Annotated in this window: 23 protein-coding genes; 16 read left to right on the plus strand and 7 right to left on the minus strand. The window is 71.0% G+C overall.

All coding sequences use genetic code 11. The features are described from left to right. Positions 1-107: 107 nt before the first annotated feature. The 8 genes from ACZ4XX_RS25840 to ACZ4XX_RS25875 all read left to right on the plus strand — a co-directional run bounded on the left by ACZ4XX_RS25840 (position 108) and on the right by ACZ4XX_RS25875 (position 7029). Complete coding sequence (locus tag ACZ4XX_RS25840) at positions 108-755, plus strand: HAD family hydrolase (protein WP_468510251.1); 648 nt, start codon at positions 108-110, stop codon at positions 753-755. A gap of 43 nt (positions 756-798) precedes the next feature. Further along, positions 799-2019 (plus strand): MFS transporter, encoded by a 1221-nt coding sequence (locus ACZ4XX_RS25845; protein WP_468510252.1) that lies wholly within the window; start codon positions 799-801, stop codon positions 2017-2019. Continuing rightward, complete coding sequence (locus ACZ4XX_RS25850) at positions 1988-3163, plus strand: acetoin utilization protein AcuC (RefSeq protein WP_229315204.1); 1176 nt, start codon at positions 1988-1990, stop codon at positions 3161-3163. Before ACZ4XX_RS25845 ends, ACZ4XX_RS25850 begins: the two co-directional genes overlap by 32 nt. A gap of 98 nt (positions 3164-3261) precedes the next feature. Further along, a complete protein-coding gene (locus ACZ4XX_RS25855; protein WP_468510253.1) occupies positions 3262-4077 on the plus strand; it encodes a phosphatase in 816 nt (271 codons plus the stop codon). A gap of 127 nt (positions 4078-4204) precedes the next feature. Further along, positions 4205-4414, plus strand: a complete 210-nt coding sequence (locus tag ACZ4XX_RS25860; RefSeq protein ID WP_015034391.1) for a helix-turn-helix domain-containing protein — start codon at positions 4205-4207, stop codon at positions 4412-4414. A 164-nt stretch (positions 4415-4578) separates the two neighbouring features. Continuing rightward, positions 4579-4677 carry a 30S ribosomal protein bS22 gene (locus ACZ4XX_RS25865; RefSeq protein WP_003948845.1) on the plus strand — a complete coding sequence of 33 codons (99 nt, stop codon included), beginning with the start codon at positions 4579-4581 and terminating at the stop codon, positions 4675-4677. A gap of 138 nt (positions 4678-4815) precedes the next feature. After that, positions 4816-5928, plus strand: a complete 1113-nt coding sequence (locus tag ACZ4XX_RS25870; RefSeq protein WP_468510254.1) for an NAD-dependent epimerase/dehydratase family protein — start codon at positions 4816-4818, stop codon at positions 5926-5928. Between the two features lie 15 nt (positions 5929-5943). Continuing rightward, positions 5944-7029, plus strand: coding sequence for a lysophospholipid acyltransferase family protein (locus ACZ4XX_RS25875; protein WP_468510255.1), 1086 nt, complete (start codon positions 5944-5946; stop codon positions 7027-7029). Between the two features lie 105 nt (positions 7030-7134). Here the strand turns inward: ACZ4XX_RS25875 and ACZ4XX_RS25880 are convergent, their stop codons facing one another. From ACZ4XX_RS25880 to ACZ4XX_RS25890, 3 genes are all read right to left on the minus strand, one after another. After that, positions 7135-8379 (minus strand): DUF5667 domain-containing protein, encoded by a 1245-nt coding sequence (locus ACZ4XX_RS25880; protein WP_468510256.1) that lies wholly within the window; start codon positions 8377-8379, stop codon positions 7135-7137. Positions 8380-8677: 298 nt separating this feature from the next. Next, positions 8678-9466 (minus strand): ECF subfamily RNA polymerase sigma factor, BldN family, encoded by a 789-nt coding sequence (locus ACZ4XX_RS25885; RefSeq protein WP_468510257.1) that lies wholly within the window; start codon positions 9464-9466, stop codon positions 8678-8680. A 472-nt stretch (positions 9467-9938) separates the two neighbouring features. After that, the gene (locus ACZ4XX_RS25890) at positions 9939-10898 is read right to left on the minus strand and encodes an HAD family hydrolase (protein ID WP_389039031.1); all 960 of its coding nucleotides are present in this window, start codon (positions 10896-10898) and stop codon (positions 9939-9941) included. Positions 10899-10991: 93 nt separating this feature from the next. Between ACZ4XX_RS25890 and ACZ4XX_RS25895 the strand changes: the two genes are divergently transcribed. The 6 genes from ACZ4XX_RS25895 (at position 10992) to hemB (ending at position 17530) form a co-directional block, all read left to right on the plus strand. Next, complete coding sequence (locus ACZ4XX_RS25895) at positions 10992-11273, plus strand: glutaredoxin family protein (RefSeq protein WP_468510258.1); 282 nt, start codon at positions 10992-10994, stop codon at positions 11271-11273. Between the two features lie 272 nt (positions 11274-11545). Then, the gene (locus ACZ4XX_RS25900; RefSeq protein WP_468510259.1) at positions 11546-12337 is read left to right on the plus strand and encodes a redox-sensing transcriptional repressor Rex; all 792 of its coding nucleotides are present in this window, start codon (positions 11546-11548) and stop codon (positions 12335-12337) included. Further along, positions 12334-13689, plus strand: coding sequence for a glutamyl-tRNA reductase (locus tag ACZ4XX_RS25905; protein WP_467718386.1), 1356 nt, complete (start codon positions 12334-12336; stop codon positions 13687-13689). Before ACZ4XX_RS25900 ends, ACZ4XX_RS25905 begins: the two co-directional genes overlap by 4 nt. Continuing rightward, positions 13686-14672 carry a hydroxymethylbilane synthase gene (gene hemC, locus ACZ4XX_RS25910; protein WP_468510260.1) on the plus strand — a complete coding sequence of 329 codons (987 nt, stop codon included), beginning with the start codon at positions 13686-13688 and terminating at the stop codon, positions 14670-14672. The genes ACZ4XX_RS25905 and hemC overlap by 4 nt, the downstream gene beginning before the upstream one ends. Further along, positions 14669-16339 carry a bifunctional uroporphyrinogen-III C-methyltransferase/uroporphyrinogen-III synthase gene (locus ACZ4XX_RS25915; RefSeq protein ID WP_467641495.1) on the plus strand — a complete coding sequence of 557 codons (1671 nt, stop codon included), beginning with the start codon at positions 14669-14671 and terminating at the stop codon, positions 16337-16339. Before hemC ends, ACZ4XX_RS25915 begins: the two co-directional genes overlap by 4 nt. 186 nt (positions 16340-16525) lie before the next feature. Next, a complete protein-coding gene (gene hemB, locus ACZ4XX_RS25920) occupies positions 16526-17530 on the plus strand; it encodes a porphobilinogen synthase (RefSeq protein ID WP_468510261.1) in 1005 nt (334 codons plus the stop codon). A 19-nt stretch (positions 17531-17549) separates the two neighbouring features. Here hemB and ACZ4XX_RS25925 read toward each other — a convergent pair whose 3' ends face one another. Beyond that, complete coding sequence (locus ACZ4XX_RS25925; protein WP_468510262.1) at positions 17550-18326, minus strand: DUF4253 domain-containing protein; 777 nt, start codon at positions 18324-18326, stop codon at positions 17550-17552. A gap of 143 nt (positions 18327-18469) precedes the next feature. Here ACZ4XX_RS25925 and ACZ4XX_RS25930 point away from each other — a divergent pair, with 143 nt between their 5' ends. Continuing rightward, positions 18470-18739, plus strand: a complete 270-nt coding sequence (locus ACZ4XX_RS25930; RefSeq protein ID WP_266973581.1) for a DUF1876 domain-containing protein — start codon at positions 18470-18472, stop codon at positions 18737-18739. 65 nt (positions 18740-18804) lie between these two features. Here the strand turns inward: ACZ4XX_RS25930 and argS are convergent, their stop codons facing one another. After that, positions 18805-20601, minus strand: coding sequence for an arginine--tRNA ligase (gene argS / locus ACZ4XX_RS25935; protein WP_468510263.1), 1797 nt, complete (start codon positions 20599-20601; stop codon positions 18805-18807). Positions 20602-20762: 161 nt separating this feature from the next. Here argS and lysS point away from each other — a divergent pair, with 161 nt between their 5' ends. Next, positions 20763-22544, plus strand: a complete 1782-nt coding sequence (lysS, locus tag ACZ4XX_RS25940) for a lysine--tRNA ligase (protein ID WP_468510264.1) — start codon at positions 20763-20765, stop codon at positions 22542-22544. Between the two features lie 120 nt (positions 22545-22664). On the opposite strand, the gene ACZ4XX_RS25945 is transcribed toward lysS, so the two are convergent. Together ACZ4XX_RS25945 and ACZ4XX_RS25950 are read right to left on the minus strand one after the other, a co-directional pair. Continuing rightward, positions 22665-23891 carry a DUF2637 domain-containing protein gene (locus ACZ4XX_RS25945; RefSeq protein ID WP_468510265.1) on the minus strand — a complete coding sequence of 409 codons (1227 nt, stop codon included), beginning with the start codon at positions 23889-23891 and terminating at the stop codon, positions 22665-22667. Between the two features lie 145 nt (positions 23892-24036). After that, positions 24037-24774 carry a DUF3558 domain-containing protein gene (locus ACZ4XX_RS25950; protein ID WP_468510266.1) on the minus strand — a complete coding sequence of 246 codons (738 nt, stop codon included), beginning with the start codon at positions 24772-24774 and terminating at the stop codon, positions 24037-24039. Positions 24775-24840: the final 66 nt, after the last annotated feature.

The raw sequence follows: 24840 nt of genomic DNA on the forward strand, positions 1-24840 counted from the left end.
TGCAGGGGGGACCCTGTGGGAGAGTAGGACGCCGCCGAACAATTTTTAGCCTCAACCCCCGGACCTTGTCCGGGGGTTGAGGCATTTTTGCGTTCTAAGCTGGGTTCATGCGCTACGACCTGGTCATCTTCGACAACGACGGTGTGCTCGTGGACAGCGAGCCGATTTCCAACACGCTGCTGGCCGGCTATCTGACGGAGCTCGGGCATCCCACCACGTACGAGGAATCCGTGCGCGACTACATGGGATCCGCCATGCACCGCATTCACGAGCTCGTCGAAGAGCGGAGCGGTCAGCGGCTGCCGGCCGGGTTCGACGAGACGTTCCACGCGCGGGTCTTCGCCGCCTTCCAGGCCGAACTCGAGGCCGTGCCCGGGGCCGGGGAGGTGCTCAAGCAGCTGGTCGAGGCGGGAGTTCCGTACTGTGTGGCCTCGTCGGGAAGCCATGAGCGGATCAGGGTGGGGCACCGGAAGACCGGGCTCGACGCCTGGTTCCCGGACGAGCTCGTCTTCAGTGCCGAGGACGTCGGCCGGGGAAAGCCGGCACCCGATCTGTTCCTCCACGCCGCGTCGCGGATGGGGGTGTCGCCCGAGCGGTGCGTCGTCGTCGAGGACAGCCGGCTCGGAGTGGAGGCGGCCGTGGCTGCAGGGATGGACGTGTACGGGTTCACCGCGATGACCCCCGAGGAGAAGCTCGCAGGCGCCAAGGGGTTCTTCGGGGCCATGGACGAGCTGCCGGCGATATTGGGACTGTGATCCATCTACCCCCGGGTAGGTTCCGGCCGTACGCTGTGCCGCCATGACGGATGCGCGGTTGCGGCGTGGGCGGGGATCCCTGGCGGTCAGCTTCTTTGTGCAGGGGGTGACCTTCGCCCTGCTCGTGACCCGGATACCGGCGATCCAGGACCGGTACGGGATCTCGGACGCGCTGCTGCCGGCCTTCCTCGCGGCCGTGCCGATCCTGGCCGGTGTCGCGAGCGTGATGACGGAGAAGGTCGTCGCGCGGGTGGGGCCCGCGGTGGTGCTGCGATGGGCCCAGCCGTTCGTGCTCCTCGCGCTGCTTGCCGTGGGAGTGGGCGACCAGCTGTGGCACGCGGCCCTGGCCCTCGGGCTCTTCGGGCTCGCGGTCGGCGCGCTCGACGCGTCCATGAACATGCTGGGGGTGAGCCTCCAGCGGGCGTACGGGCGGAGCATCATGCTCGGCTTCCACGCCTCGTACAGCCTCGGCGGGATCGTGGGGGCCTCGCTGGCCTGGGTGGGGGCCCACTGGGATCTGTCGCTCTTCGTGTCCTACCTGCCGGTGGTGGCGGTGCTGCTGCCCCTCGCCTTCGTCGGGAGCCGGTGGTACGTGGCCGGGGGCGACGGGACCGACGCCGCGGCTGAGGCGGGAGAGGCCAAGGGGAGCGGTGTCGCCTTCAAGCTGCTGCTGCCGCTCTGCCTGGTGATGACCTTCGCGTACATCGGGGACTCGACGGTCTCCAACTGGAGTGCCAAGTACCTCCAGGACGTGCTGGGCAGCTCGGAGGAGCTGGCGACCGTGCCGTACAACGCGTACATGGTGACGACGCTGCTCGGGCGGGCCGTGGGGGACTTCGGGGTGCGGCGGTTCGGGGCCGCGACGGTCGTGCGGGCCGGCGCCGTGCTGGGGGCGCTGGGGTTCGCGGTGGTGGCGGTGTCGCCGGGGGCGTGGGCGGGGATCTTCGGGTTCACGGTGCTGGGGCTCGGGCTGAGCGTGATCGTGCCGCAGACCTTCGCGGCGGCCGGACGGCTGGCCTTCGAACGCCACGGTCCCGGGGCGAGCGACGCGGCTGTGGCGCGGCTCAACGTCTTCAACTACGTCGGGTTCCTGATCGGGTCCCCGCTGGTCGGGGCGCTGGGGGACGCCTGGAGCTACCGGGGGGCCATGCTGGTGCCGATGGTGCTGGTCCTGGTGACGGTGGTGTATGCCACGTCGTTCGGTTCGCGACCGGCCCGATACGGTGGCGGGCATGAGCGGCCGCGCACTGTTGATGTGGGATGAAGCTGTCACGCAGTACGACTTCGGGTCCGAGCATCCGATGGATCCGGTACGGCTCGCGCTGACGATGTCGTTGGTACGGGCGTACGGGCTCGACCGGGCCGTGGACGTGGTCGCGGCGAAGCCGGCCGGGGACTCGACGCTGCGTCTCGTCCACCGTGAGGACTATGTGGCGGCGGTGCGGGCGGCGTCGGCCGACCCGCGGCACGCCGACCAGTCGTACGGGCTCGGCACGGTCGACGATCCGGCGTTCGCCGGGATGCACGAGGCGTCGGCGCTGATCGCCGGGCAGTCGGTGGGTGCGGCGGAGGCGGTGTGGCGCGGGGAGGCCGCGCACGCGGTGAACTTCGCGGGCGGCCTGCACCACGCGATGCCGGGGGGCGCGTCGGGGTTCTGCATCTACAACGACGCGTCCCTGGCGATCGCGCGGCTCCTCGAGCTGGGCGCGGAGCGGGTCGCGTACGTGGATGTGGACGTGCATCACGGGGACGGGGTGCAGGCGGCGTTCTGGGAGGACCCCCGGGTGCTGACCGTTTCGCTGCACGAGCATCCCCGGACGCTGTTCCCGCAGACGGGCTGGCCGGAGGAGACAGGGGCGGCCGGGCCCGGTGAGGGTGGGGCCGTGAACGTGGCGCTGCCGGCCGGGACGGGGGACGCGGGGTGGCTGCGGGCGTTCCACGCGGTCGTACCGGAGCTGCTCGCGGACTTCCGGCCGCAGGTCCTCGTCACCCAGCACGGGGCGGACACCCACTTCGAGGACCCGCTGGCCCATCTCGCGGTGTCGCTCGACGCGCAGCGGGCGGTGCAGGAGGCCTGTCACGAGCTGGCGCACGAGTACGCCGAGGGGCGCTGGCTGGCCCTGGGCGGTGGCGGATACGCGGTCGTCGACGTCGTCCCGCGGTCGTGGACGCATCTGGTGGGGATCGCCGCGCACGCCCCGGTGGATCCGGAGTCGGTGATCCCGTCGTCCTGGCGGGACGAGGTGTACGCGCGGACCCGGCAGCCGGGGCCCGGGCGGATGACGGACGGGCTGTGGCCGGTGGGCTTCCGGGACTGGTCCGAGGGATACGACCCGGCGGACCGGCTGGACCAGGCGGTCCTCGCGACCCGGAAGGCGGCTTTCCCGCTGCGGGGGATGCTCGCGTAGGCGTCGCCTACGGAACGTTCTGGCGGGCGTTACGCCGACTGTGGGGTGTCCCGGGGGTTTCGGCTCTGGGGAGGGGGCGTTCCGGCAGCATCGGGAGGGTGTTGAGTACCGGGGCGCTGCGGGCGCATCTGTTGGCGGCGGGGTTGGCGGGAACGGTGGCGACGTCGCGGGAGGAGAGCCTGCGGAGCTATCGGCTCTTCGCGGCGCGGGACCCGCGGGTGCTCCTGGGGCTGGATCCCGCCTGGGGGTGGGGTGAGGCCGATCTGCTGCGGCTGATGGCCGACAAGTGCGGGGTGTCCGGCGATCCGGCGCACCGGTCGGGGCCCGACGTCATCGATCCCGAGCGGACGCTGCGGGGGCTCGACGCGTTCGCGGCGCGGTTGGGTGCGGCGGCCGCGCGGCGGGTTCCGGTGCTCCTCGGGACGGGTCATCCGCACCGGCTGCTTGGTTTCTACGTCGCTCTCGCAGACGCCTTGTCGGCGGCGGGATGTCTTGTTCTCACACCGGCGCAGGGGCGATGTGTCGACATAACGACCCGGTTCGGCGTACGCACGTACCTCCTCGACTACGTACGGGGGGTCGCATTGGTGCGAGAACCGGGGCCGTCGGGCGGCGGGCGCGAGCCGGGGGCGCACTCCCACTCTCCGCTGCCGGTTAGGGCCGCTCTGGAGAGTGCGGCCGAGGCCGGCGGGCCGCTGCCCGAGCTCGTCGTCGGCGACCACGGCTGGGTCTGCGGGGCTGGTCAGCTGGGTATCGAGGCCATCGGTCTCGCCGATACGGATGATCCGGCGTTGTTCGTCGGTGAGGCCGAGGGGCAGGTGTCGGTGGCCGTTCCGCTTGATGACGGCGTGCGCTCCGACTACTACCGTCCACTGACGCGCTATGTACTCAATCGAGCGTGTCTGTCACGGTAAACGGCAGGTGGTAGCTCCTCTTCCCCACTCGTACCACCCGCCCCTAGTCTGTTCCGTGAGCGCTCGGCGACGAAGAGTCACCGGAGGGGAAGCCGGTGGGCGTCGCGGCGGAAGGTACAGGTGGGTCATGGCTGCTGGCGAACGACCTCTCAACGAGGTCAAGTTTCTGACCGTGGCGGAAGTCGCCTCGGTGATGCGCGTGTCCAAGATGACCGTGTACCGCTTGGTGCACAGTGGTCATCTGCCGGCGATCCGGGTGGGCAGGTCCTTCCGGGTGCCGGAACAGGCGGTTCACGAGTACCTGCGGGAGTCCTTCGTGGGGGTGGGGACCGCGTAGCGCGAGCGCGGCGACGACGCCGGGAAAGCTCCGTATGTCCCTCGGATTACAAGCGCGGTGCTCGGGACGGTAGGCTAGGCCGACGTAGGTCGTGTGGGCCCAGACGCCCCGCACCGATCCCCGCCGGGAGGCGGGGATGTTCCGAGAAGTGAGCGAGGGTAGTCGTGGGCTCTGTTATCAAGAAGCGGCGTAAGCGGATGGCCAAGAAGAAGCACCGCAAGCTGCTCAAGCGCACGCGCGTTCAGCGTCGCAACAAGAAGTAAGGCGACAGCTGCTTCGCAGCGTCATGTGCGTCAGACGTGGCCCTTCACCGTTCGCGGTGGAGGGCCACGTCTTATTTGCGCGGAAATCTTGAGGCGCTACGGTGGCGACCAACGGAAGACGGACGGAAGGCGCTGATCTTGGGCAAGGTCGTGCTCGTCACCGGTGCCGCCCGGCATCTCGGGGGCCGCTTCGTGCGGCGGATCCAGCGGGACCCGGAGGTGGACCGGGTGATCGCGGTGGACGCGGTCGACCCGGCGCACCAGCTCGGCGCCGCCGAGTTCGTACGGGCGGACATCCGCCGGCCGGAGATCGCGAAGGTTCTCGCCGAGCACGACGTCGACACGGTGGTCCATCTGGACGTCACCGGTACGGCGCTCGGCGGCGGTGGCCGTACGTCGGTCAAGGAGACCAACGTCATCGGCACGATGCAGCTGCTCGGCGCCTGCCAGAAGTCGCCGCGGATCGCCCGCCTCGTGATCAAGTCCAGTACCAGTGTCTACGGCTCCGCTCCCCGCGACCCGGCCGTCTTCACCGAGACGACGGCAGCGAAGTCACTGCCCAGCGGGGGCTTCGCCAAGGACGCCGTCGAGGTCGAGGGATACGTGCGGGGGTTCGCCCGGCGCCGTCCGGACGTGGCCGTGTGCGTGCTGCGGTTCGCGAACATCCTCGGACCCCGGATCGACTCGCCGCTCGCCGAGTACCTCGCGCTGCCGGTGCTGCCGACCGTCCTCGGCTACGACCCGCGGCTGCAGTTCGTCCATGAGGACGACGTCGTCGACGTGCTGCGCCTGGCGGCGCACGAGCCCCGCAGGGCCACCCAGAACAGCGGCACCTTCAACGTCGCCGGCGACGGGGTGCTCCTGCTCTCCCAGTGCGCGCGGCGGCTCGGGCGGCCCACCGTGCCGGTGCTGCTGCCGGCCGTCACCTGGGTGGGGACGGCGCTGCGGACCGTCGGGATCACCGACTTCGCTCCCGAGCAGATCCGGCTGCTCACCCACGGCCGGGTCGTGTCGACGGTGCAGACGCGTGAGGTCCTCGGGTTCTCGCCGCGCTACACCACGGCGGAGGCCCTCGCGGACTTCGCGCGGGGCCGGGGGCCGGGGCTGCTGCCGCCGGAGATGCTGGCGGGGGCGGTGGACCGGATCGCGGGGCGGCTGGGCCCGCCGGCCGCGCGGCCGGGCGACCCCGTTCCCGCCGTACCCCCTGCGCACGAGGTGCGCTCTGTTCACTCTGTTCACGACGGCGCCTGAGGAGACCGGACAGCGATGGCGGACGCCAAGGTCATTCCGTTCGACGACGACCGGTCGCGGGCCCGGCGGCGGCCCGCCGGCCGCGCCGACGGCGAGGCGGCGGCCGTACGGGCCCTGCCGGGGCCGCAGCAGGCCCCCCAGGAGCCGGAGGGGAGCGAGGAGGGCCCGGCTCCCGATACGGCCGGAGAGGCCTCTGGCGACGACACAGGGGCCCACGGTGAGGCCGGTGCCGGTGCCGGTGCCGGTGCCGGTGCCGACGCCGGTGGCTGGGAGCGGCGGCTCGCGGGCGGGCTCGCGTTCCTGCGGCGCCGGATCACCGGCGACTACGAGGTCGACGAGTTCGGCTACGACGAGGAGCTCACCGACCAGGTCCTGATGTCGCTGCTCCGCCCGCTGTACGAGAAGTACTTCCGGGTCGAGGTGAAGGGCGTCGAGAACATCCCGGCCGAGGGCGGGGCGCTCATCGTCGCCAACCACTCGGGAACCCTGCCGCTGGACGGGCTGATGATGCAGGTCGCCGTTCACGACCACCATCCCGCCGGGCGGCATCTGCGACTGCTCGCCGCCGATCTGGTCTTCGTGCTGCCGGTCGTCAACGAGCTGGCCCGCAAGGCGGGGCACACCCTGGCCTGCGCGGAGGACGCGGAGCGGCTGCTGCGCTCCGGCGAGATCGTCGGTGTGATGCCGGAGGGCTTCAAGGGGATCGGGAAGCCCTTCGGGGAGCGGTACAAGCTCCAGCGGTTCGGGCGGGGCGGCTTCGTGTCGACGGCGCTGCGGGCCGGGGTGCCGATCGTGCCCTGCTCGATCGTCGGTGCCGAGGAGATATACCCGATGATCGGGAACGCCAAGACGCTGGCGAGGGTGCTCGGCTTCCCGTACTTCCCGCTCACCCCGACCTTCCCCTGGCTGGGGCCTCTCGGGGCGCTGCCGCTGCCGACGAAGTGGACGATCCAGTTCGGTGAACCGATCCCGACGGACTCGTACGCGCCGGAGGCGGCGGAGGACCCGATGCTGATGTTCAACCTGACGGATCAGGTCCGGGAGCAGATCCAGCACACGCTCTACAAGCTGCTGGTGCAGCGGCGGTCGGTCTTCTTCTGACCCCGGGACGTACGCCGATCCCGGGGTCGTCCGCCCCGCCAGGTTGTCAGTCCGGAGCAAGGAAGAAGGGGCGCCCCCCGTCCGTGGGGGCGCCCCTTCTTCTTGTTAGCGAGCGTCCTCGCTGTCGATGCCGAGGCCTGGAAGCAGGCCCGGCAGGATGGGCGGAATGGTGACGTCCGGCATCTCGGACGGCGCCTGGCCGTCCGTGGGGGCGGTCGGTGTGCCGGTCGGGGAGGCGGGAGGCTTGAGCAGCCCGCCGGTGCCGCCGCCGAGGAGACCGTCGTCCTCCGGCGATTCGGTGCCGGTGTCCGCGCTCGGGCTGGTGCCCGTGCTGGGGCCCGACGGCCGGGGCGATGCGGAGTGGCTGCCCGAGGGCGGGGCCTCCTGGGTGGACGGCGGACGCTGGGTGTCCGTGCCCTGGGAGGTCTGCGGAGTGCTCGGGCGGCCGCTGGGGCTCTCCGTGCCGATCGCGCCCTTCTCCGGGGTGCGGGGGAGCACCGACTGGAGCGGCTCGACCTCTTCGTCCATCGCGTCGAAGACGTGCGTGACCTCGCTGCCCACGTCCGACAACTGGACGGGGAGTCGGTCGCGGATGCCGTTCCAGGTGTCCCGGTGGGCCTGGGCGAAGGAGTTGAGCCGGGCCATCGGGGCGATCTCGCCGTCCCGCTCGTACGCCTGGCGGAGCAGGCGGTGGCCCTCGGTGGCGTCGTGCTTCATCCCGCCCAGGACCCGCCGGATCTCGGTGAGCGACTCGTGGTCGAGGTCGCCCACGCGGCCGCGCTCCATGAGTCTGCGGGCCTCGCTGAGCCGGGTGGACGCCTGGTCGAGGTAGATGCCGCCGCGGTCCGCGTCGTCGTCCGCCATGCCCAGCTTGATGTCTTCCATGCCTCGCTTGAGCCCGTAGAGCGAGTCACCGGGGAGCGCGTCGGAGCTGGCAGCGGCGACGCCGCCGAAGGCACCCGCCGCCACGCCGACCGTGAGGCCGCCGGCGGCGAGGCCCTTGGACCAGCGGGAGCGGGGCCGTAGCTTCCGCAGTGGGGACGCCCGGTGGGCGCCCTTGCCGCCGGCGGTGCGCTGCTCGGGGACCGTGGGGGCCCCTGCCGCGCTCCCTTCCATGAGCATCGCTTCCATGGCGGCGACGAGCTGGGCTCGCTGCACCACCTTGACCTCGGGATCCAGCTGTGGCTTGGGCAGTTCGCCGAGGCCGTTCGCCACGGCCAACAGCCGCCCCTGTTCGGCCGGTTCTACCGGAGTCTCCGGCTGATCGGCCGCCGCGCCCTCGGACTCCCGGTCGTCCAGGGCCTGGGCGAAGGCGTTCGTCCGCCGGTGCGCCGATACGTTCGCGATCACTGGCGGCACCTCCTCTCGTCATGACGGTCGACTCCCCGAGGTGTCCGGAAGGTTGCACACCTTGAGCGCATCCACACGAAAGAGTGAGTGGCTGCGGACATGGCGTGTCCACAGGGAGCCTGCATCCCGCACAACGAGCGGCGCGGCACTTGGGTTACGCGCGAAAGATGATCGGACCAGTGCGTCATCGAGGCGTCACCGACTGTGAGTTGGGCGGGGGCCGTGGGGATGTGGGGGGAACTGCGGGGGTGGGGGCGCGGTCCGGTCCGCGGGGGCGTGTGTGGGGGGAGCGGACCGGTCAGCGGGCGTCGTCCGGGAGGAGGCGGGCCAGGGTGCGGACGGCCCGGTACTGGAGCGTCTTGATCGCTCCCTCGTTCTTCCCCATGACGCGGGCGGTCTCGGCGACCGAGAGGCCCTGGAGGAAGCGCAGGGTGACGCACTCCTGCTGCTGGGGGTTGAGGCGGCGGACCGCGTCGAGGAGTGCGGCGTTGGAGAGTGACTCCAGGACGGAGTCCTCAGGGCTGCGCTCGACCTCGTTGGCGTCGAGCATCTCGCCGGTGGTCACTTCCAGGCGGAAGCGGCTGGACTTGAAGTGGTCGGCGACCAGGTTCCTGGCGATGGTGACGAGCCAGGCGCCGAAGTCGCGGCCCTGCCAGGTGAAGGTGGAGATCCGGCGCAGGGCGCGCAGGAACGTCTCACTTGTGAGGTCCTCCGCCGTCGCCTTCCCGCCGACGCGGTAGTAGATGTAGCGGTAGACGGTGTCGCTGTACTGGTCGTACAGCCGCCCGAAGGCCTCGGCCTCGCCCGCCTGGGCGCGCTCGACCAGGTCCATCATGCGGGCGCTGTCGCTGTCGGCGGTGGGGCGGCGGGGGGTGGTGGTCGAGGTTCCGGACCGGGCTCCGCGTCTGCCCACGGCGGCGCTGCCGTCGGCCAGGGCATAGCAAGGGCCGGCGGGTGCCGGTGCGGCGAAGGCGAAGGCGGGGACAGGGCCGGCGTACGCGGTGGGGACGAAGCCGCGCAAACGGTCGAGGACCGTTGCGCGCAGCGTAGCCAGGCCCGAGGTGTCAACCCCGACGTGTGGGTACACGGGACTCCCAGAGGCAGAGCTTCCATCACGTGCAGTGCGGGACCGTTCACCCGTCGTAGCGACGTGAGGGGTCCTTTGTGCGTCCCAGGAGAATAACGCTTCGTACAGGCAGCGCTACACCCAGTTGCTCAAATCACCGGTTCCGTCGGTTCCGTTACTGCTTGCAGTCGGATTGGGGTGCTATTGGTGACCGATTGTTGATCGATTTGCTTCCGAGTGTGACTGCGCGGGAGTTGCGTTGTGCTCAAGTGCGGGACCGGTGAGTGATCGAGGCCGCTGCGGGGTAAGGAGCCCCGAATGCCTGGGAGTCGACCTGTGCGGTGGTGTTCGACCACGGACGGGTGAGGGCGCCTGGTCCGGGGTTGTCGCAGATGATCGCAGCCGAAACGTATCGGCAGACCGTTCCGGCGTACCGGAGGAGAAGGCGTACCGGGGGAGCCGGCGTACCGGGGGAGAAGGGCGGAGCCGGGCCTCAGTGGCGGCGGCGGTGCAGGGCGACCGCGGCCGCCGTGCCGCCGGCCAGGGCGCCCAGGCCCGCGGCGGCGGGGATGCCGACCTTGGCGGCCTTGCGGCCGGTCCGGTAGTCGCGCAGTCGCCAGTCCCGGGCCTTCGCGTACTTGCGGAGCTTGGTGTCCGGGTTGATCGCGTACGGGTGGCCGACGAGCGAGAGCATCGGGATGTCGTTGTGCGAGTCGCTGTACGCGGCGCAGCGGCTCAGGTCGAGGGCTTCGGCGGCGGCGAGGGCCCGCACCGCCTCGGCCTTCGCCGGGCCGTGCAGGGGCTCGCCGACCAGCCTGCCCGTGTAGACGCCGTCGATGGACTCGGCGACCGTGCCGAGCGCGCCGGTCAGGCCGAGCCTGCGGGCGATGATCGTGGCCGTCTCGACCGGGGCGGCCGTGACCAGCCAGACCTTCTGGCCCGCGTCCAGGTGCGCCTGGGCGAGGTCGCGGGTGCCGGGCCAGATGCGGTCGGCCATGTACTCGTCGTAGATCTCCTCGCCGATCGACATCAGTTCGGAGACGCGGTGGCCCTTGACGATGGACAGGGCGCTGTCGCGGGCCTCCTGGATGTGCTCGGGGTCCTCTACGCCGGCGATCCGGAACCAGGCCTGCGCCCAGGCGAAGCGGGCGAGTTCGCGGCGCTGGAAGAACTTCCGCTTGTAGAGGCCGCGGCCGAAGTGGAAGATCGACGCGCCCTGCATCACGGTGTTGTCGAGATCGAAGAACGCGGCCGCGCGCACGTCTCCGACGACCGGGAACTCGGGCTCGGCCGGGGTCTCGGCCTCCGCGGGTTCCTGGGCCGCCGCCTCCTCCCGCTCCCGTTCCAGCTGGAGCGAGGACTTCCGCGCTGCCTCGGCAGCGGCCTCGCCTGCGAGCACGCTGCGCGCGGTGGCGGAGCGCCTACGGGGGGTGAGCCATCCCAGAGCGGCCATGCGGTGAGCATAGCCAGTCTGTTCGGTACTTCCCGACTTGTGACGATGCCGCGGCGTGAACACTGTGGGGCTCCCCTGTTAATCAGGGACAGAATGGACGTCATGTTCGGACGGACGAAGAAGAAGGCGGACGCCGGGTCGCGCACCGTGACGCTGATCGGCAAGCCCGGCTGTCATCTCTGCGACGACGCCCGCGCGGTGATCGAGGCCGTGTGCGCGGAGACGGGGGCCCGCTGGGAGGAGAAGGACATCACCCAGGACGAGGAGCTCCACCGGGCGTACTGGGAGCAGATTCCCGTCGTCCTGGTCGACGGCGAGCAGCACACCTTCTGGCGCGTCGACGCCTCGCGGCTCCGGCGCGAACTGGGTGGGTGACCGAAAGGCGGCTACCATCGTGGACGTTTTGTTGGGCTTCGGGGGCGGTGTCGTGAGGAGTGTGTGCGGTTTTGCCCCCTTCGGGTTCTCAACGCGCTGACACGCCGCGCGGTTCCGTGACGATACGAACCAGCCGCGTGACCCCGGTCACTTTGGCCGGACAAAACGGACACCATCTTTGTGCACGCGTTCACAAAGACATAGCCTGCATTCGACGGGGCGGTCTTGGGACATATGGCCGCCTGCAGCCCCGCTCATCCCGCAGGAGCACCGTGGCAACTGGCCGAACTCACCGACCGGCGACCCGTAGCCGAGGAATTCCCGAGGCCACCGTCGCCCGGCTTCCGCTGTATCTGCGCGCACTCACCGCGCTCTCGGAGCGCTCCGTACCCACGGTCTCCTCCGAAGAGCTCGCCGCCGCAGCGGGGGTCAACTCCGCGAAGCTGCGCAAGGACTTCAGCTACCTGGGCTCCTACGGCACCCGCGGGGTCGGCTACGACGTCGAGTACCTCGTCTACCAGATCTCCCGTGAGCTGGGGCTCACCCAGGACTGGCCGGTCGTCATCGTCGGCATCGGCAACCTCGGTGCCGCGCTCGCCGGCTACGGCGGGTTCGCCTCCCGTGGCTTCCGGGTCGCCGCGCTGATCGACGCCGACCCCGCGATGACCGGCAAGCCGGTCGCCGGGATCCCCGTCCAGCACAGCGACGAACTCGAGAAGATCATCGAGGAGGACGGCGTCTCCATCGGCGTCATCGCGACCCCGGCCGGCGTCGCCCAGCAGGTCTGCGACCGGCTCGTGGCCGCCGGAGTCACCTCCATCCTGAACTTCGCCCCGACCGTGCTCTCCGTGCCCGACGGCGTGGACGTACGCAAGGTCGACCTCTCCATCGAGCTGCAGATCCTCGCCTTCCACGAGCAGCGCAAGGCCGGCGAGGAGTCGAACGCCGAGGCCGACGCCGAGGCGGAGACCGCCGCGGCCGTCGCGCCGCCGGCCCCCCGTGGCGCCACGGGCGGCAGCCGCAAGGGACCCGACGGGGACGTCCCCGCCGTGATGCCGGCATGAGCCTCCTCGTCGTCGGCCTCAGCCACCGCAGCGCCCCCGTCTCCATCCTGGAGCGGGCGGCACTCGCGGCGGACACCCAGGCCAAGCTCCTCCAGGACACCCTCGCCGCCGAACCGGCCGCCGAGGGCACCGTCCTGGCCACCTGCAACCGCATCGAGCTCTACGCCGACGTGGACAAGTTCCACGCCGGTGTCGCCGAGCTGTCCACGCTCCTCGCGCAGCACAGCGGTGTCGGCCTCGACGAGCTCACCCCCTACCTCTACGTGCACTACGAGGACCGGGCCGTCCACCACCTCTTCTCGGTGGCCTGCGGGCTCGACTCGATGGTCGTCGGAGAGGGCCAGATCCTCGGCCAGATCAAGGACGCCCTCGCCCTCGGCCAAGAGCTGCACACCGCCGGCCGCCTCCTCAACGACCTGTTCCAGCAGGCCCTGAGGGTCGGCAAGCGCGCCCACAGCGAGACCGGGATCGACCGGGCCGGGCAGTCGCTCGTCACCTTCGGCCTCGAGCAGCTCGCCGACGGCACCGACATCGACACCTGGGCCAAGGGCAAGAAGGCGCTCGTCATCGGCGCCGGTTCGATGTCCTCGCTCGCCGCCGCCACGCTCGCGCGTTCCGGCGTCTCCGAGATCGTCATCGCCAACCGCACCCTGGCCCGTGCCGAGCGGCTCGCGCAGATCCTGAACGAGCCCGGGGGCACGGGGGTGGCCGCGCACGCGGTCGAGATGGTTGCCGTCGGCGACGAACTGACACGTGCCGACGTCGTCGTCTCCTGCACCGGCGCCACCGGACTCGTCCTCACCGGCGACGACATCGAGACCGCCGTCCAGGGCCGCCGCACCCCGCTCGCCCTGCTCGACCTCGCCATGCCCCGCGACATCGACGCCGCCGCCCACCGCATCCCCGGTGTCCGGCTCGTCGACATCGAGTCGCTCGCCGAGGCCTCCGCCGACGCGCCGATGGCCGCCGACGTCGACCAGGTGCGCGGCATCGTCTCCGACGAGGTCGCCGCCTTCGGCGCCGCCCAGCGCGCCGCCCACATCACCCCCACCGTCGTCGCCCTGCGCACCATGGCCGCCGACGTGGTGGCCGGCGAGGTCGCCCGGCTCGAGGGCCGGCTGCCCGGCCTCGACGACAAGCAGCGCGCCGAGATCACCCAGACCGTGCGCCGCGTGGTCGACAAGCTCCTGCACGCGCCGACCGTGCGGGTCAAGCAGCTGGCCAGCGAGCCCGGCGGCGCCGGGTACGCGGACGCGCTGCGGACACTCTTCGACCTCGACCCGGAGACGGTGGCTTCTGTCAGCCGGGCCGACCTGAATGACGCCGACGTCAAGAACCGAGGGCGAGTATGACCGAGAGGGCACTGAGGCTCGGGACCAGGCGCAGCAAGCTCGCCATGGCCCAGTCCGGGCACGTGGCCGACGCCGTCCGGCGGCTGACCGGCCGGCCCGTCGAGCTCGTGGAGATCACGACGTACGGGGACACCTCCCGTGAGCACCTCGCGCAGATCGGCGGCACCGGCGTGTTCGTCGCCGCCCTGCGTGACGCGCTGCTCGCGGACGAGGTGGACTTCGCCGTCCACTCCCTGAAGGACCTGCCGACCACGCAGCATCCGGACCTGGTGCTGGCCGCGATCCCGGAGCGCGAGGACCCGCGCGACGTGCTGATCGCCCGCGACGGACTGACGCTGGACCGGCTGCCCAAGGGCGCCCGGGTCGGCACCGGCTCGCCGCGGCGCATGGCCCAGCTCCACGCGTACGCGCGCAACCACGGCCTGGAGATCACCTGCGTCCCGATCCGGGGCAACATCGACACCCGGGTCGGTTACGTACGCAGCGGGGAACTGGACGCGGTGGTTCTCGCCGCGGCAGGCCTCAACCGCATCGGCGGGACGGAGGAGCTCACCGGCTCCCTGTCGCTCGACCGCCTGTCGGTCGACTCCGTCCTGCCCGCCCCCGGCCAGGGGGCCCTGGCGATCGAGTGCCTGGCGTCGAACGCCGAACTCGTCACCGCGCTCGCCGAGCTCGACGACCCGCTCACCCGGGCCGCCGTGACCGCCGAGCGATCCCTGCTCGCCGCCCTGGAGGCCGGCTGTTCCGCACCCGTGGGTGCGCTGGCCGACCTGCTGGCCGACGACCCCGGTCACGGGCAGGTTGTCACCGAGATGCGCCTGCGTGGCGTCGTCGGCACCACCGACGGCTCGACGCTGGTGCAGCTGTCCACCACCGGACCCGTACCCACCTCGCACGACGAGGCCATGGCGCTCGGACGCGAACTCGCGGACGAGATGCTCGCCAAGGGTGCGGCCGGTCTTATGGGGGAGCGAGCACTTTGAACCCCACCAGCCCGACCACCAGCCCGCTGTCCCCGGCCTTCGCGGGCCATGGACACGTCACATTCCTCGGCGCAGGCCCCGGTGACCCCGGACTCCTGACCCTCAGGGCCGTGGAGGCCCTCGCCGGAGCGGATGTCCTGATCGCCGAGCCGGAGGTGCTCGAGGTCGTTCGCGGCCACGCGCGCGCGGGGGTGAGCACGCCGGAGCTGACGATTGTTGACGAGGCGTCAACAACCGCCGGTGTCCCCGTGTTGAGGGACGCGGCCAATCTTGTCATGGAGGCCGCGAGGGGCGGCAGGCGGGTCGTCCGTGCGGTGACCGGCGACCCCGGCCTCGACGGCAACGCGGGAGCGGAGATGCTCGTCTGCGCCGCCGAGGGCATCCCCTTCGAGGTCGTCCCCGGTGTCGCCACGGCCGTCGGCGTACCCGCGTACGCCGGTGTCCCGCTCCGCGACGCCCAGGGCACCGACGTGCGTTTCGTCGACGCCCGCACCGCCGACGAGCGGTGCTGGACCGAGGTCGGCGCCTCCGACGGCACCGTCGTCGTGTCCACCTCGCTCGACTCGGTGGCCGCGGCCGCCGGTGAACTGGTGGCGGCAGGCCGTAAGCCGGACACCCCGCTCACCGTCACCATCGCCGGTACGACCACCCGGCAGCGGACCTGGAACGCCACCCTCGGCACCATCGCCCAGGTCTTCAAGCAGGGCAAGGTCCTCCCCTCGCCCGAGGGCCACCGGCCGGTCATAGCCGTGGTCGGCGAGCGCAGCGCCCCGGCGCAGCGGGACCAGCTGTCGTGGTTCGAGTCGAAGCCGCTCTTCGGGTGGCGGGTGCTCGTGCCGCGCACCAAGGAGCAGGCCGCCTCGCTCTCCGACCAGCTGCGTTCGTACGGTGCGGTGCCGCACGAGGTGCCGACCATCGCCGTCGAGCCGCCGCGCACGCCCCAGCAGATGGAGCGTGCGGTCAAGGGGCTCGTGACCGGGCGCTACGAGTGGATCGCCTTCACCTCGGTCAACGCGGTGAAGGCCGTACGGGAGAAGTTCGAGGAGTACGGGCTCGACGCGCGTGCCTTCGCCGGGATCAAGGTCGCGGCGGTGGGCGAGCAGACGGCCGCGGCGCTGGTCGACTTCGGTGTGAAGCCGGACCTGGTGCCCAGCGGAGAGCAGTCCGCGGCTGGTCTCCTCGAGGACTGGCCGCCGTACGACCCGGTCTTCGACCCGATCGACCGTGTCTTCCTGCCGCGGGCCGACATCGCGACGGAGACGCTGGTCGCGGGCCTGATCGAACTCGGGTGGGAGGTCGACGACGTCACCGCCTACCGGACCGTACGGGCTTCGCCGCCGCCGGCGGACACGCGTGAGGCGATCAAGGGCGGCGGGTTCGACGCCGTGCTCTTCACGTCGTCGTCGACGGTGCGGAACCTGGTCGGCATCGCCGGCAAGCCGCACAACGTGACCGTCATCGCATGCATCGGTCCCGCCACCGCGAAGACCGCCGAGGAGCACGGGCTGCGGGTGGACGTGCTGTCGCCCGAGCCGTCGGTGCACAAGCTGGCGGAGGCGCTGGCGGACTTCGGGCTGCGGCGACGCGAGGCCGCGCTGGAGGCGGGCGATCCTGTGACGCGGCCGAGCGAGCGGCGCCCGGGCGCCAGGCGACGGCGGACCACGTAGCGGGTGCGGTCGGTGCTTCGGGGCGGGGCCTTTCACCGGGCCCCGCCCCTTCTGCTCTGCCGTGCGGGGCGGATCGGGGCGGGCCCTCCACGGGGACCCGCCCCTTCCGCTGTGCGGTGCGGGGCGGATCGCATGCCCACAAGTGGTCGGTAAAAGCACTCTTTGGGCGGGCGTAGCCTCGGGGCTATGAACTCGTACGGATCCTTTCCCGGGGCGCGGCCGCGGCGGCTGCGGACGACGCCCGCCATGCGGCGGATGGTGGCCGAGACGCGGCTGCATCCCGCCGATCTGATCCTTCCCGCGTTCGTGCGCGAGGGGATCACCGAGCCCGTGCCGATCCAGGCCATGCCCGGCGTCGTCCAGCACACCCGCGACACCCTGCGGAAGGCCGCGGCCGAGGCGGTGGAGGCCGGGGTCTCCGGGATCATGCTCTTCGGCGTGCCCGAGGACGAGAAGAAGGACGCGGCCGGGACGGCCGGGACCGACCCCGACGGGATCCTTCAGGTCGCCATCCGGGACGTCCGCGCCGAGATCGGCGACGAACTCGTGATCATGTCGGACCTCTGTCTCGACGAGTACACCGACCACGGCCACTGCGGCGTCCTCGACGCCGACGGCCGCGTCGACAACGACGCCACGCTGGAACGTTACGCCGAGATGGCCCAGGTCCAGGCGGACGCCGGCGTCCACGTCGTCGGCCCCTCCGGGATGATGGACGGCCAGGTCGGCGTCGTCCGGGACGCCCTGGACACCATCGGCAAGGAGGACGTGTCGATCCTCGCGTACACCGCGAAGTACTCCTCCGCCTTCTACGGCCCCTTCCGCGAGGCCGTCGGCTCGTCCCTCCGGGGCGACCGCAAGACCTACCAGCAGGACCCCGCCAACCTCCGCGAGTCGATGCGCGAGCTCGCCCTCGACCTGGAGGAGGGCGCCGACATGGTGATGGTCAAGCCCGCCGGGCCGTACCTCGACGTGCTCGCGAAGGTCGCCGCATCCGTGGACGTGCCCGTCGCCGCGTACCAGATCAGTGGCGAGTACGCGATGGTCGAGGCCGCCGCCGAGAAGGGCTGGATCGACCGCGACCGGGCGATCTTCGAGACCCTCACCGGCATCCGACGGGCCGGCGCGCAGATGATCCTCACCTACTGGGCCACCGAGGTCGCCCAGAAGCTGGCCGACGCCCGCCGGTAGATCCGGTGGGAGCCGGGTCCTAGTCCCACCAGAAGGTCCAGACGGGGCTGTCCAGCAGCCCCGTCCTGGCGTACCCACGCAACCCCCCGCGGCTGCCCTGGTCGACGGTGTCCGGGCAGAACGCGAAGTGCTCCGCCGCCAGCGCCTCGGCCTCCTCCGGTGTCCCGGGCGGGGACGCGACCGAGACCACCAGCTGGTCGAAGGTGAGCGCGACGACACGGGCCCCGAAACGGTCCTCCCAGGACCGCAGCACCGCACACAGCCGGGCCACGTCGTTCTCGTGGTTCAGCGGACCGGTCCAGCCGATCACCGCCGGAATGTCCGCGCTGCGCCGCGCCGGAACCAGGGCCGGGCGGGCGTCCTCCAGCCAGAACCCCGGCTCCGTCAGCATCTCGGCCACGGCGGCCGCCGCCTTGTCCGGGTCCACGTCGCACGGCTGCGCCGGGGCCATGCCGGGCCAGTCGGCGCTGCCGGGTATCTCGTCGGACGCGTTCGCGTCCCAGAACCCGGCGAGGACCTCCTCGGCCTCGTGATCGGCCGGGTCACTCATCCTCTCCGGCATGAGCTCCCACCGGTCCAGGTCCCACGCGCCGCCGAGCAGCACCGGCAGCAGCCCGGCCGTGCGGGCCGCCGGGCGCAGCGCGCTCCAGGCGGAAGGGCCCGCCGCACCGTGCCCCGACCAGATGTACGGGGCGTCCGCCGGGCCGGTGAGGGCGCCGGGCGGCAGATCGAGGCCCAGGGAACGGCCGGTCGGATCGGCTGCGAGCCGGGGCAGCTGGTTCGGGATCATCGCCATGCGGAGAACGTACGGGGCGCCACTGACATCGCCGCGCGGAGAACGCAGGGCGCCACTGACAACGGAGCGAGTGGTGATGCGGCACGCGTCGGCGCACCCTGGAGAGGTAGCCGACAGGTACCTCGCTGGAGGTGGTCCTCATGATGCACACGCTTGTCGGATGGCATGTGGAGATGGAGTTCCAGGAGGAGGGTGACCGGACGCGGGCCGCGGCCATGGTGCGGCTCAGCGACGGCACCGAGTTCCGGGCCCACGGCACGGCCAACCGTCACCCCTCCGACCCGGAACAGCTCAGAGTGGGGGAGGAGATCGCCGGCGCACGCGCGCTGATGGACCTCGCCTCCCAGCTGCTCCAGAAGGCCCATACGGAGATCGACCAGGTCTCGGGCCGGACCTCGCACACCATCCGTTGACGACGGAACCCCCGGCACGGTGATCCGTACCGGGGGCTCCGTGGGCGGATGTCGCTCCGGGACCGTCAGAGGCGCTCGGGCGTCCTGATGCCGAGCAGCGCCATGCCCTGGTGCAGGGTGCGGGCGGTCAGGTCGGAGAGGAAGAGGCGGTTCTCCGCGACGTCCTGCGCCGGCGCCGGCTTGATGACCGGGCACTCCGAGTAGAACGTCGTGAACAGCGACGCCAGCTGGTACAGGTACGCGGCCAGCTTGTGCGGGGCGTGCTCCGCGGCCGTCTCGGAGATCACCTCGCCGAACTGGTCCAGGTGCAGACCGAGCGCGCGCTCGGCCGGGGCCAGCTCCAGCTCCGGGTGGGCGAGCGGGGTGCGGTCGCCGGCCTTCCCGAAGATCGACCTGACCCGCGCGTACGCGTACTGCAGGTACACCGAGGTGTCGCCGTTCAGCGAGACCATCTGGTCCAGGTCGAACTTGTAGTCACGCGCGGCCGACGTCGACAGGTCGGCGTACTTCACCGCGCCGATGCCCACGTACTGGCCGTTCTCGACGATCTCCGACTCGGTCAGGAGCGTCTCGCCGGTCTTCGCGAGGTAGTCGTCCGCCTTCTCGCGCACGACCGACGTCGCCCGGTCCACCGCCTCGTCCAGCAGGTCCACCAGCCTGACCGTCTCGCCCTCACGGGTCTTGAACGGCTTGCCGTCCTTGCCGAGGACCGTGCCGAAGGCCAGCTGGACGGCCTTCACGTCCTCGTTCAGCCAGCCGGCCCGGCGGGCCGTCTCGAAGACCATCTTGAAGTGCAGCGACTGACGGGCGTCGACCACGTACAGCAGGGTCGTCGCCTTCAGGTTCTGCACGCGGTCGCGGATCGCGGACAGGTCCGTCGCCGCGTACCCGAAGCCGCCGTCGGACTTCTGGACGATCAGCGGGGTCGGGTTGCCGTCCGGACCCTTCACGTCGTCGAAGAACACGCACAGCGCGCCCTCGGAGCGGACGGCGACGCCCGAGTCCTCGAGGATGCGGCAGGTCTCCACCAGCATGTCGTTGTAGCCGGACTCGCCGACGACGTCGCCGTCCCGGATGTCCATGTCGAGCTTGTCGAAGACCGAGTAGAAGTAGATCTTCGACTCGTCGACGAACCGCTGCCAGAGGGCGAGGGTCTGCTCGTCGCCGGCCTGCAGGTCGACGACGCGCGCGCGGGCCCTCGTCTTGAACTCCTCGTCGGAGTCGAAGAGCGCACGCGAGGCCTTGTACAGCCGGTTCAGGTTCGACATGGCCTCCTCACCGGAGACCTCGGCGCCGTCCTCGGCCTTGTGGTCCAGCTCGTGCGGGTGCTCGATCAGGTACTGGATGAGCATGCCGAACTGGGTGCCCCAGTCGCCGATGTGGTGACGACGGACCACGGTCTCGCCCGTGAACTCGAGGATCTCGACCATCGCGGCGCCGATCACGGCGGAGCGCAGGTGACCGACGTGCATCTCCTTCGCCACGTTCGGCTGGGCGTAGTCGATGACCGTCGTGCCCGCCGACTCGTTGAACGGCACGCCGAGCCTGGCGTCGGCGGCGCGGGCCGCGAGGGTCCGCACGATCGCCGCGTCCGTGACCGTGATGTTCAGGAAGCCGGGGCCCGAGACCTCGATCTCCTTCAGGACGTCGTTCTCCGGGATCGCGGCGACGACCCGGGTGGCCAGCTCACGCGGGTTGCCCTTGAGCTGCTTGGCGAGCGCCAGGATGCCGTTGGCCTGGAAGTCGGCCCGGTCGCTTCGTCGCAGCAGCGGGTCGGCGGACGCGGCGTCCGGCAGAGCTGCCGAGAGGCCGTCCGCGAGGCGCTGCTGCACGGTCGAAGCGAGGGAAGGGACCGAGGCCATGAGCTTCCGTTCCTGTTGAGTTCGGGGAGTTCTGTGCGTCTAAATCGCTTGTCAAGTGTCCCATGGGAGCGCAACGTGATTTCCCCGCCTGTGGACAACCACGGGACGCGGCCCGTGTCCGCCTGTGGACAACCTCGAGGAGCACTCTTCCGTCTGGGAGAATGGCTCACGTAGCGCCCTCAGGCAGAACCCCACCCAGGAAGAAGGACGTACCGACCGTGGCTCAGAGCAGCACCGAGACCGACTGGGTCTCCCGTTTCGCGGACGAGGTCATCGCCGAGTCGGAGCGACGTGCGCCTGGCAAACCGGTCGTCGTCGCCTCCGGCCTCTCCCCCTCCGGCCCGATCCACCTGGGCAACCTCCGCGAGGTCATGACCCCGCACCTGGTCGCCGACGAGATCCGCCGCCGCGGGCACGAGGTCAGGCACCTGATCTCCTGGGACGACTACGACCGCTACCGCAAGGTGCCGAACGGCATCGAGGGCATCGACGCGTCCTGGGCCGAACACATCGGCAAGCCCCTGACCTCGGTCCCCGCCCCCGCCGGCTCGCCGCACCCCAACTGGGCCGAGCACTTCAAGGCGGCCATGGTCGAGTCGCTGGCCGAGCTCGGCGTCGAGTACGACCCGATCAGCCAGACCGAGCAGTACACCGCGGGCACCTACCGCGAGCAGATCCTGCACGCCATGAAGCACCGCGGCGACATCGACGCCATCCTCGACCAGTACCGGACGAAGAAGGCCCCGAAGAAGCAGTCGCAGAAGGCCCTCGACGAGGCCGAGCTGGAGGCCGAGGAGGGCTCCGGCGCGGCGAGCGAGGACGACGGCTCCGGCGGCTCCTCGGGCTACTTCCCGTACAAGCCGTACTGCGGGCAGTGCGAGAAGGACCTGACCACGGTCACCTCGTACGACGACGACACCACCGAGCTCGCCTACACCTGCACCAACTGCGGCTTCGCCGAGACGGTGAAGCTCAGCGAGTTCAACCGCGGCAAGCTGGTCTGGAAGGTCGACTGGCCGATGCGCTGGGCCTACGAGGGCGTCATCTTCGAGCCCTCCGGCGTCGACCACTCCTCGCCCGGCTCGTCCTTCGTCGTCGGCGGCCAGATCGTCCGCGACATCTTCGACGGCGTCCAGCCCATCGGACCGATGTACGCCTTCGTCGGCATCAGCGGCATGGCCAAGATGTCCTCCTCGCGCGGTGGCGTCCCGACCGCCGCCGACGCGCTGAAGATCATGGAAGCTCCGCTGCTGCGCTGGCTGTACGCCCGCCGCCGCCCCAACCAGTCCTTCAAGATCGCCTTCGACCAGGAGATCCAGCGGCTCTACGACGAGTGGGACAAGCTGGAGGCCAAGGTCGCCGACGGCAGCGTGCTGCCCGCAGACGCCGCCGCCCACACCCGCGCCGCCCGCACGGCCGCCGGTGAGCTCCCGCGCACCCCGCGCCCGCTCCCGTACCGCACGCTCGCCTCGGTCATGGACATCACCGCCGGCCACGACGAGCAGACCCTGCGGATCCTGACCGAACTCGACCCCGAGAACCCGGTCGCCTCCCTCGACGAGGTCCGGCCGCGCCTCGACCGCGCCGAGAACTGGATCACCAACCAGGTCCCCGCCGACCAGCGCACCATCGTCCGCGAGGAGCCCGACACCGAGCTCCTCGGCTCCCTGGACGACGAGGGCCGCGAGTCGCTCCGCCTGCTCCTGGAGGGCCTCGACAGCCACTGGTCGCTCGACGGGCTCACCACCCTCGTCTACGGCGTCCCGAAGGTCATGGCCGGTCTCGACGCCGAGGCCAAGCCGACGCCCGAGCTGAAGCTCGCGCAGCGCGCGTTCTTCGCCCTGCTCTACAAGCTCCTCGTCAGCCGCGAGACCGGGCCGCGACTGCCCACGCTGCTGCTCGCCGTGGGCGCGGACCGGGTGAGGAAGCTGCTCGGCGCGTGAGCACGCCGGTGAGCTGAGTACGGGGAAGGGCCGCCACCCGGATGCCGGGTGGCGGCCCTTTCACGTACTCCCGTGCGGTCAGGGATCGGTCTCCCGAACGGTCTCCCGTCTCCGGTGCCGTCAGGGAGTGCGGTACTCCTGCATGTCCTGCTGGATCTGCTGCTGGACCTCGGGGATCATCCGGTGGAGCAGCTCGGGATTGCGGAGCTGCTCGACGCCGTAGTGATCGGCCACCAGCCGTTCGAGCTCCTGGGTCTCCGGGAAGCGGTCGTTCTCCACCGCATACGCCCAGGTCTGCTTGTAGACGACCTCGCGGAACTCCTCGACCTCCTGCGGTTCCGGCTGCTCCTCCACGTACTCCGGGTACTCGACGAACTCCTCCGGCCCCGGCGCGGGAACGTCCTCCGGGCCGAGCGGCACCGGCACCGGGATCGGCTCGAGGCCGTCGACGATCTGGGGGTTGTACGAGCCCTGGTAGCCGTCCGGCCGCGCCTGGCCCGCGAACCACGGGCTGCCCTCGGCATCCTCCGCCGCGTCCGGAAGCGGCTGCGGCGCGGGCGCGAGCTGCACCGGCTGGGACTGCTGGGCCGCCTGAAGCGGCTGAGGCTGCTGAGGCAGCAGCGGCGACGTGCCCTGCGGCTGCGGCGGCAGCACGGCCGGCTCGATGCCGGCCGCCGCGAGACCCGCGGCCGCCGTCTCCGCGAGCGGCACCCCGTACCGCGCCAGACGCAGCGGCATCAGCGCCTCCACCGGCGCCTTGCGGCGCCAGCTCCGGCCGAAACGGGCCTGAAGACGCGCCTGGTAGATCAGCCGCTCCTGCTCCAGCTTGATCACCTGCTCGTAGGAGCGGAGCTCCCACAGCTTCATCCGGCGCCACAGCCGGAACGTCGGCACCGGGGAGAGCAGCCAGCGGGTCAGCCGCACGCCCTCCATGTGCTTGTCCGCGGTGATGTCCGCGATCCGGCCCACCGCGTGCCGCGCGGCCTCGACCGCCACGACGAACAGGATCGGGATCACGGCGTGCATCCCGACACCCAGCGGGTCGGGCCAGGCGGCCGCGCCGTTGAACGCGATCGTCGCCGCCGTCAGCACCCACGCGGTCTGCCGCAGCAGCGGGAACGGGATCCGCAGCCATGTCAGCAGCAGATCCAGAGCGAGCAGCACACAGATGCCCGCGTCGATGCCGATCGGGAAGAAGTACGAGAAGGTGCCGAAGCCCTTCTGCACGGCGAGCTCGCGCACGGCGGCGTACGAACCCGCGAAGCCGATCCCCGCGATGATCAGCGCACCGGCGATGACGAGGCCGATGAGTATCCGGTGTGTGCGTGTCAGCTGCATCGCGGCCACCCGCGATCCCCTCCCCGTCAATCGACATCTCGCGCGCACAGACTGGCACATGTGCACGAAGCCCGGCCCCCGGGGGAGGGACGGGCTCCGCATCGACACGCCACTCTGCGCCGTTTTGCGCCTAGTTGTCGGCCTTCATTCGCGTCTACTTGTTGGCGGCGGCGACCGCGGCGACAGCCTCCTTGGCCGCCTTCACCGCGCCACTCATGATCGTCTTGTCCGACGGGGTGTCCGCACCCGCGTACCCGGCGCCGTTGTACGAGAGCAGCACCAGCACATTGCCCGTACGCGCCACGACGGAGCCGTAGACGAAGTCCTCGTTCGTCTTGCGCAGCCGGTACGCGACGGACTTCGCCTCGTCGCCGATGCCCGTGGCCGTATTGGTGCTGAGCTTCTTCGCGCCCGGAGTCTCCTCGATCTTGGCGAGCTCCTTCGCCAGGTTCTCCTGCGCGCGCTCCTGGCCGCTGCCGAGCGCGGCGTCCGACTCGTACCGGTAGAAGGACACGTCCAGCCAGCGGTACTGCGAGCCCTTCACGCCCTTGTCGTCCAGGCCGTTCCACGAGCAGCCGGTGCGGCTCCCGAGGTCACTGGAGACGGCCGGCGTGCCGTTCTTCGTCTTCGCCTTCGGCACGAGCGAGGACGTCGTCTTCGCGACGACCGCCTTGCACGCCTCCGGCAGCTTCGCGAACTTCGCCGGCTCGACCGTCTTCGTCGTCTGCGACGGCGAGGGAGTGGCGGAGGCCGACGGGGCCCCCTTGTCCTTCGAGCCCGACGCCCCCGAGCCACTGCCGCCGGAGTCCGAGGAGCAGCCTGCGACGACGAGCATCACCGGGACGGCGGCGCAGGCGAGTATGCGGGTGAGTCGCGGGGCTGTTCGCTGCATGGTTCCTTCAGTCGCTTGTCGTACGGTCCGGCCGGTACGCCGACACGTTACGTGGTGTCCCTCCGC

The sequence above is a fragment of the Streptomyces sp. NPDC029956 genome, assembly GCF_055574655.1.

Excerpts from the sequence above, each read along its gene's own strand:
- ACZ4XX_RS25840 (WP_468510251.1), top strand. The coding sequence starts at position 108 with ATGCGCTACGACCTGGTCATCTTCGACAACGACGGTGTGCTCGTGGAC.
- ACZ4XX_RS25845 (WP_468510252.1), top strand. The coding sequence starts at position 799 with ATGACGGATGCGCGGTTGCGGCGTGGGCGGGGATCCCTGGCGGTCAGC.
- ACZ4XX_RS25850 (WP_229315204.1), top strand. The coding sequence starts at position 1,988 with ATGAGCGGCCGCGCACTGTTGATGTGGGATGAAGCTGTCACGCAGTAC.
- ACZ4XX_RS25860 (WP_015034391.1), top strand. The coding sequence starts at position 4,205 with ATGGCTGCTGGCGAACGACCTCTCAACGAGGTCAAGTTTCTGACCGTG.
- ACZ4XX_RS25875 (WP_468510255.1), top strand. The coding sequence starts at position 5,944 with ATGGCGGACGCCAAGGTCATTCCGTTCGACGACGACCGGTCGCGGGCC.
- ACZ4XX_RS25890 (WP_389039031.1), bottom strand. The coding sequence starts at position 10,898 with ATGGCCGCTCTGGGATGGCTCACCCCCCGTAGGCGCTCCGCCACCGCG.
- ACZ4XX_RS25895 (WP_468510258.1), top strand. The coding sequence starts at position 10,992 with ATGGACGTCATGTTCGGACGGACGAAGAAGAAGGCGGACGCCGGGTCG.
- ACZ4XX_RS25905 (WP_467718386.1), top strand. The coding sequence starts at position 12,334 with ATGAGCCTCCTCGTCGTCGGCCTCAGCCACCGCAGCGCCCCCGTCTCC.
- hemC (WP_468510260.1), top strand. The coding sequence starts at position 13,686 with ATGACCGAGAGGGCACTGAGGCTCGGGACCAGGCGCAGCAAGCTCGCC.
- hemB (WP_468510261.1), top strand. The coding sequence starts at position 16,526 with ATGAACTCGTACGGATCCTTTCCCGGGGCGCGGCCGCGGCGGCTGCGG.
- ACZ4XX_RS25925 (WP_468510262.1), bottom strand. The coding sequence starts at position 18,326 with ATGGCGATGATCCCGAACCAGCTGCCCCGGCTCGCAGCCGATCCGACC.
- ACZ4XX_RS25930 (WP_266973581.1), top strand. The coding sequence starts at position 18,470 with ATGCACACGCTTGTCGGATGGCATGTGGAGATGGAGTTCCAGGAGGAG.
- argS (WP_468510263.1), bottom strand. The coding sequence starts at position 20,601 with ATGGCCTCGGTCCCTTCCCTCGCTTCGACCGTGCAGCAGCGCCTCGCG.
- lysS (WP_468510264.1), top strand. The coding sequence starts at position 20,763 with ATGGCTCACGTAGCGCCCTCAGGCAGAACCCCACCCAGGAAGAAGGAC.
- ACZ4XX_RS25950 (WP_468510266.1), bottom strand. The coding sequence starts at position 24,774 with ATGCAGCGAACAGCCCCGCGACTCACCCGCATACTCGCCTGCGCCGCC.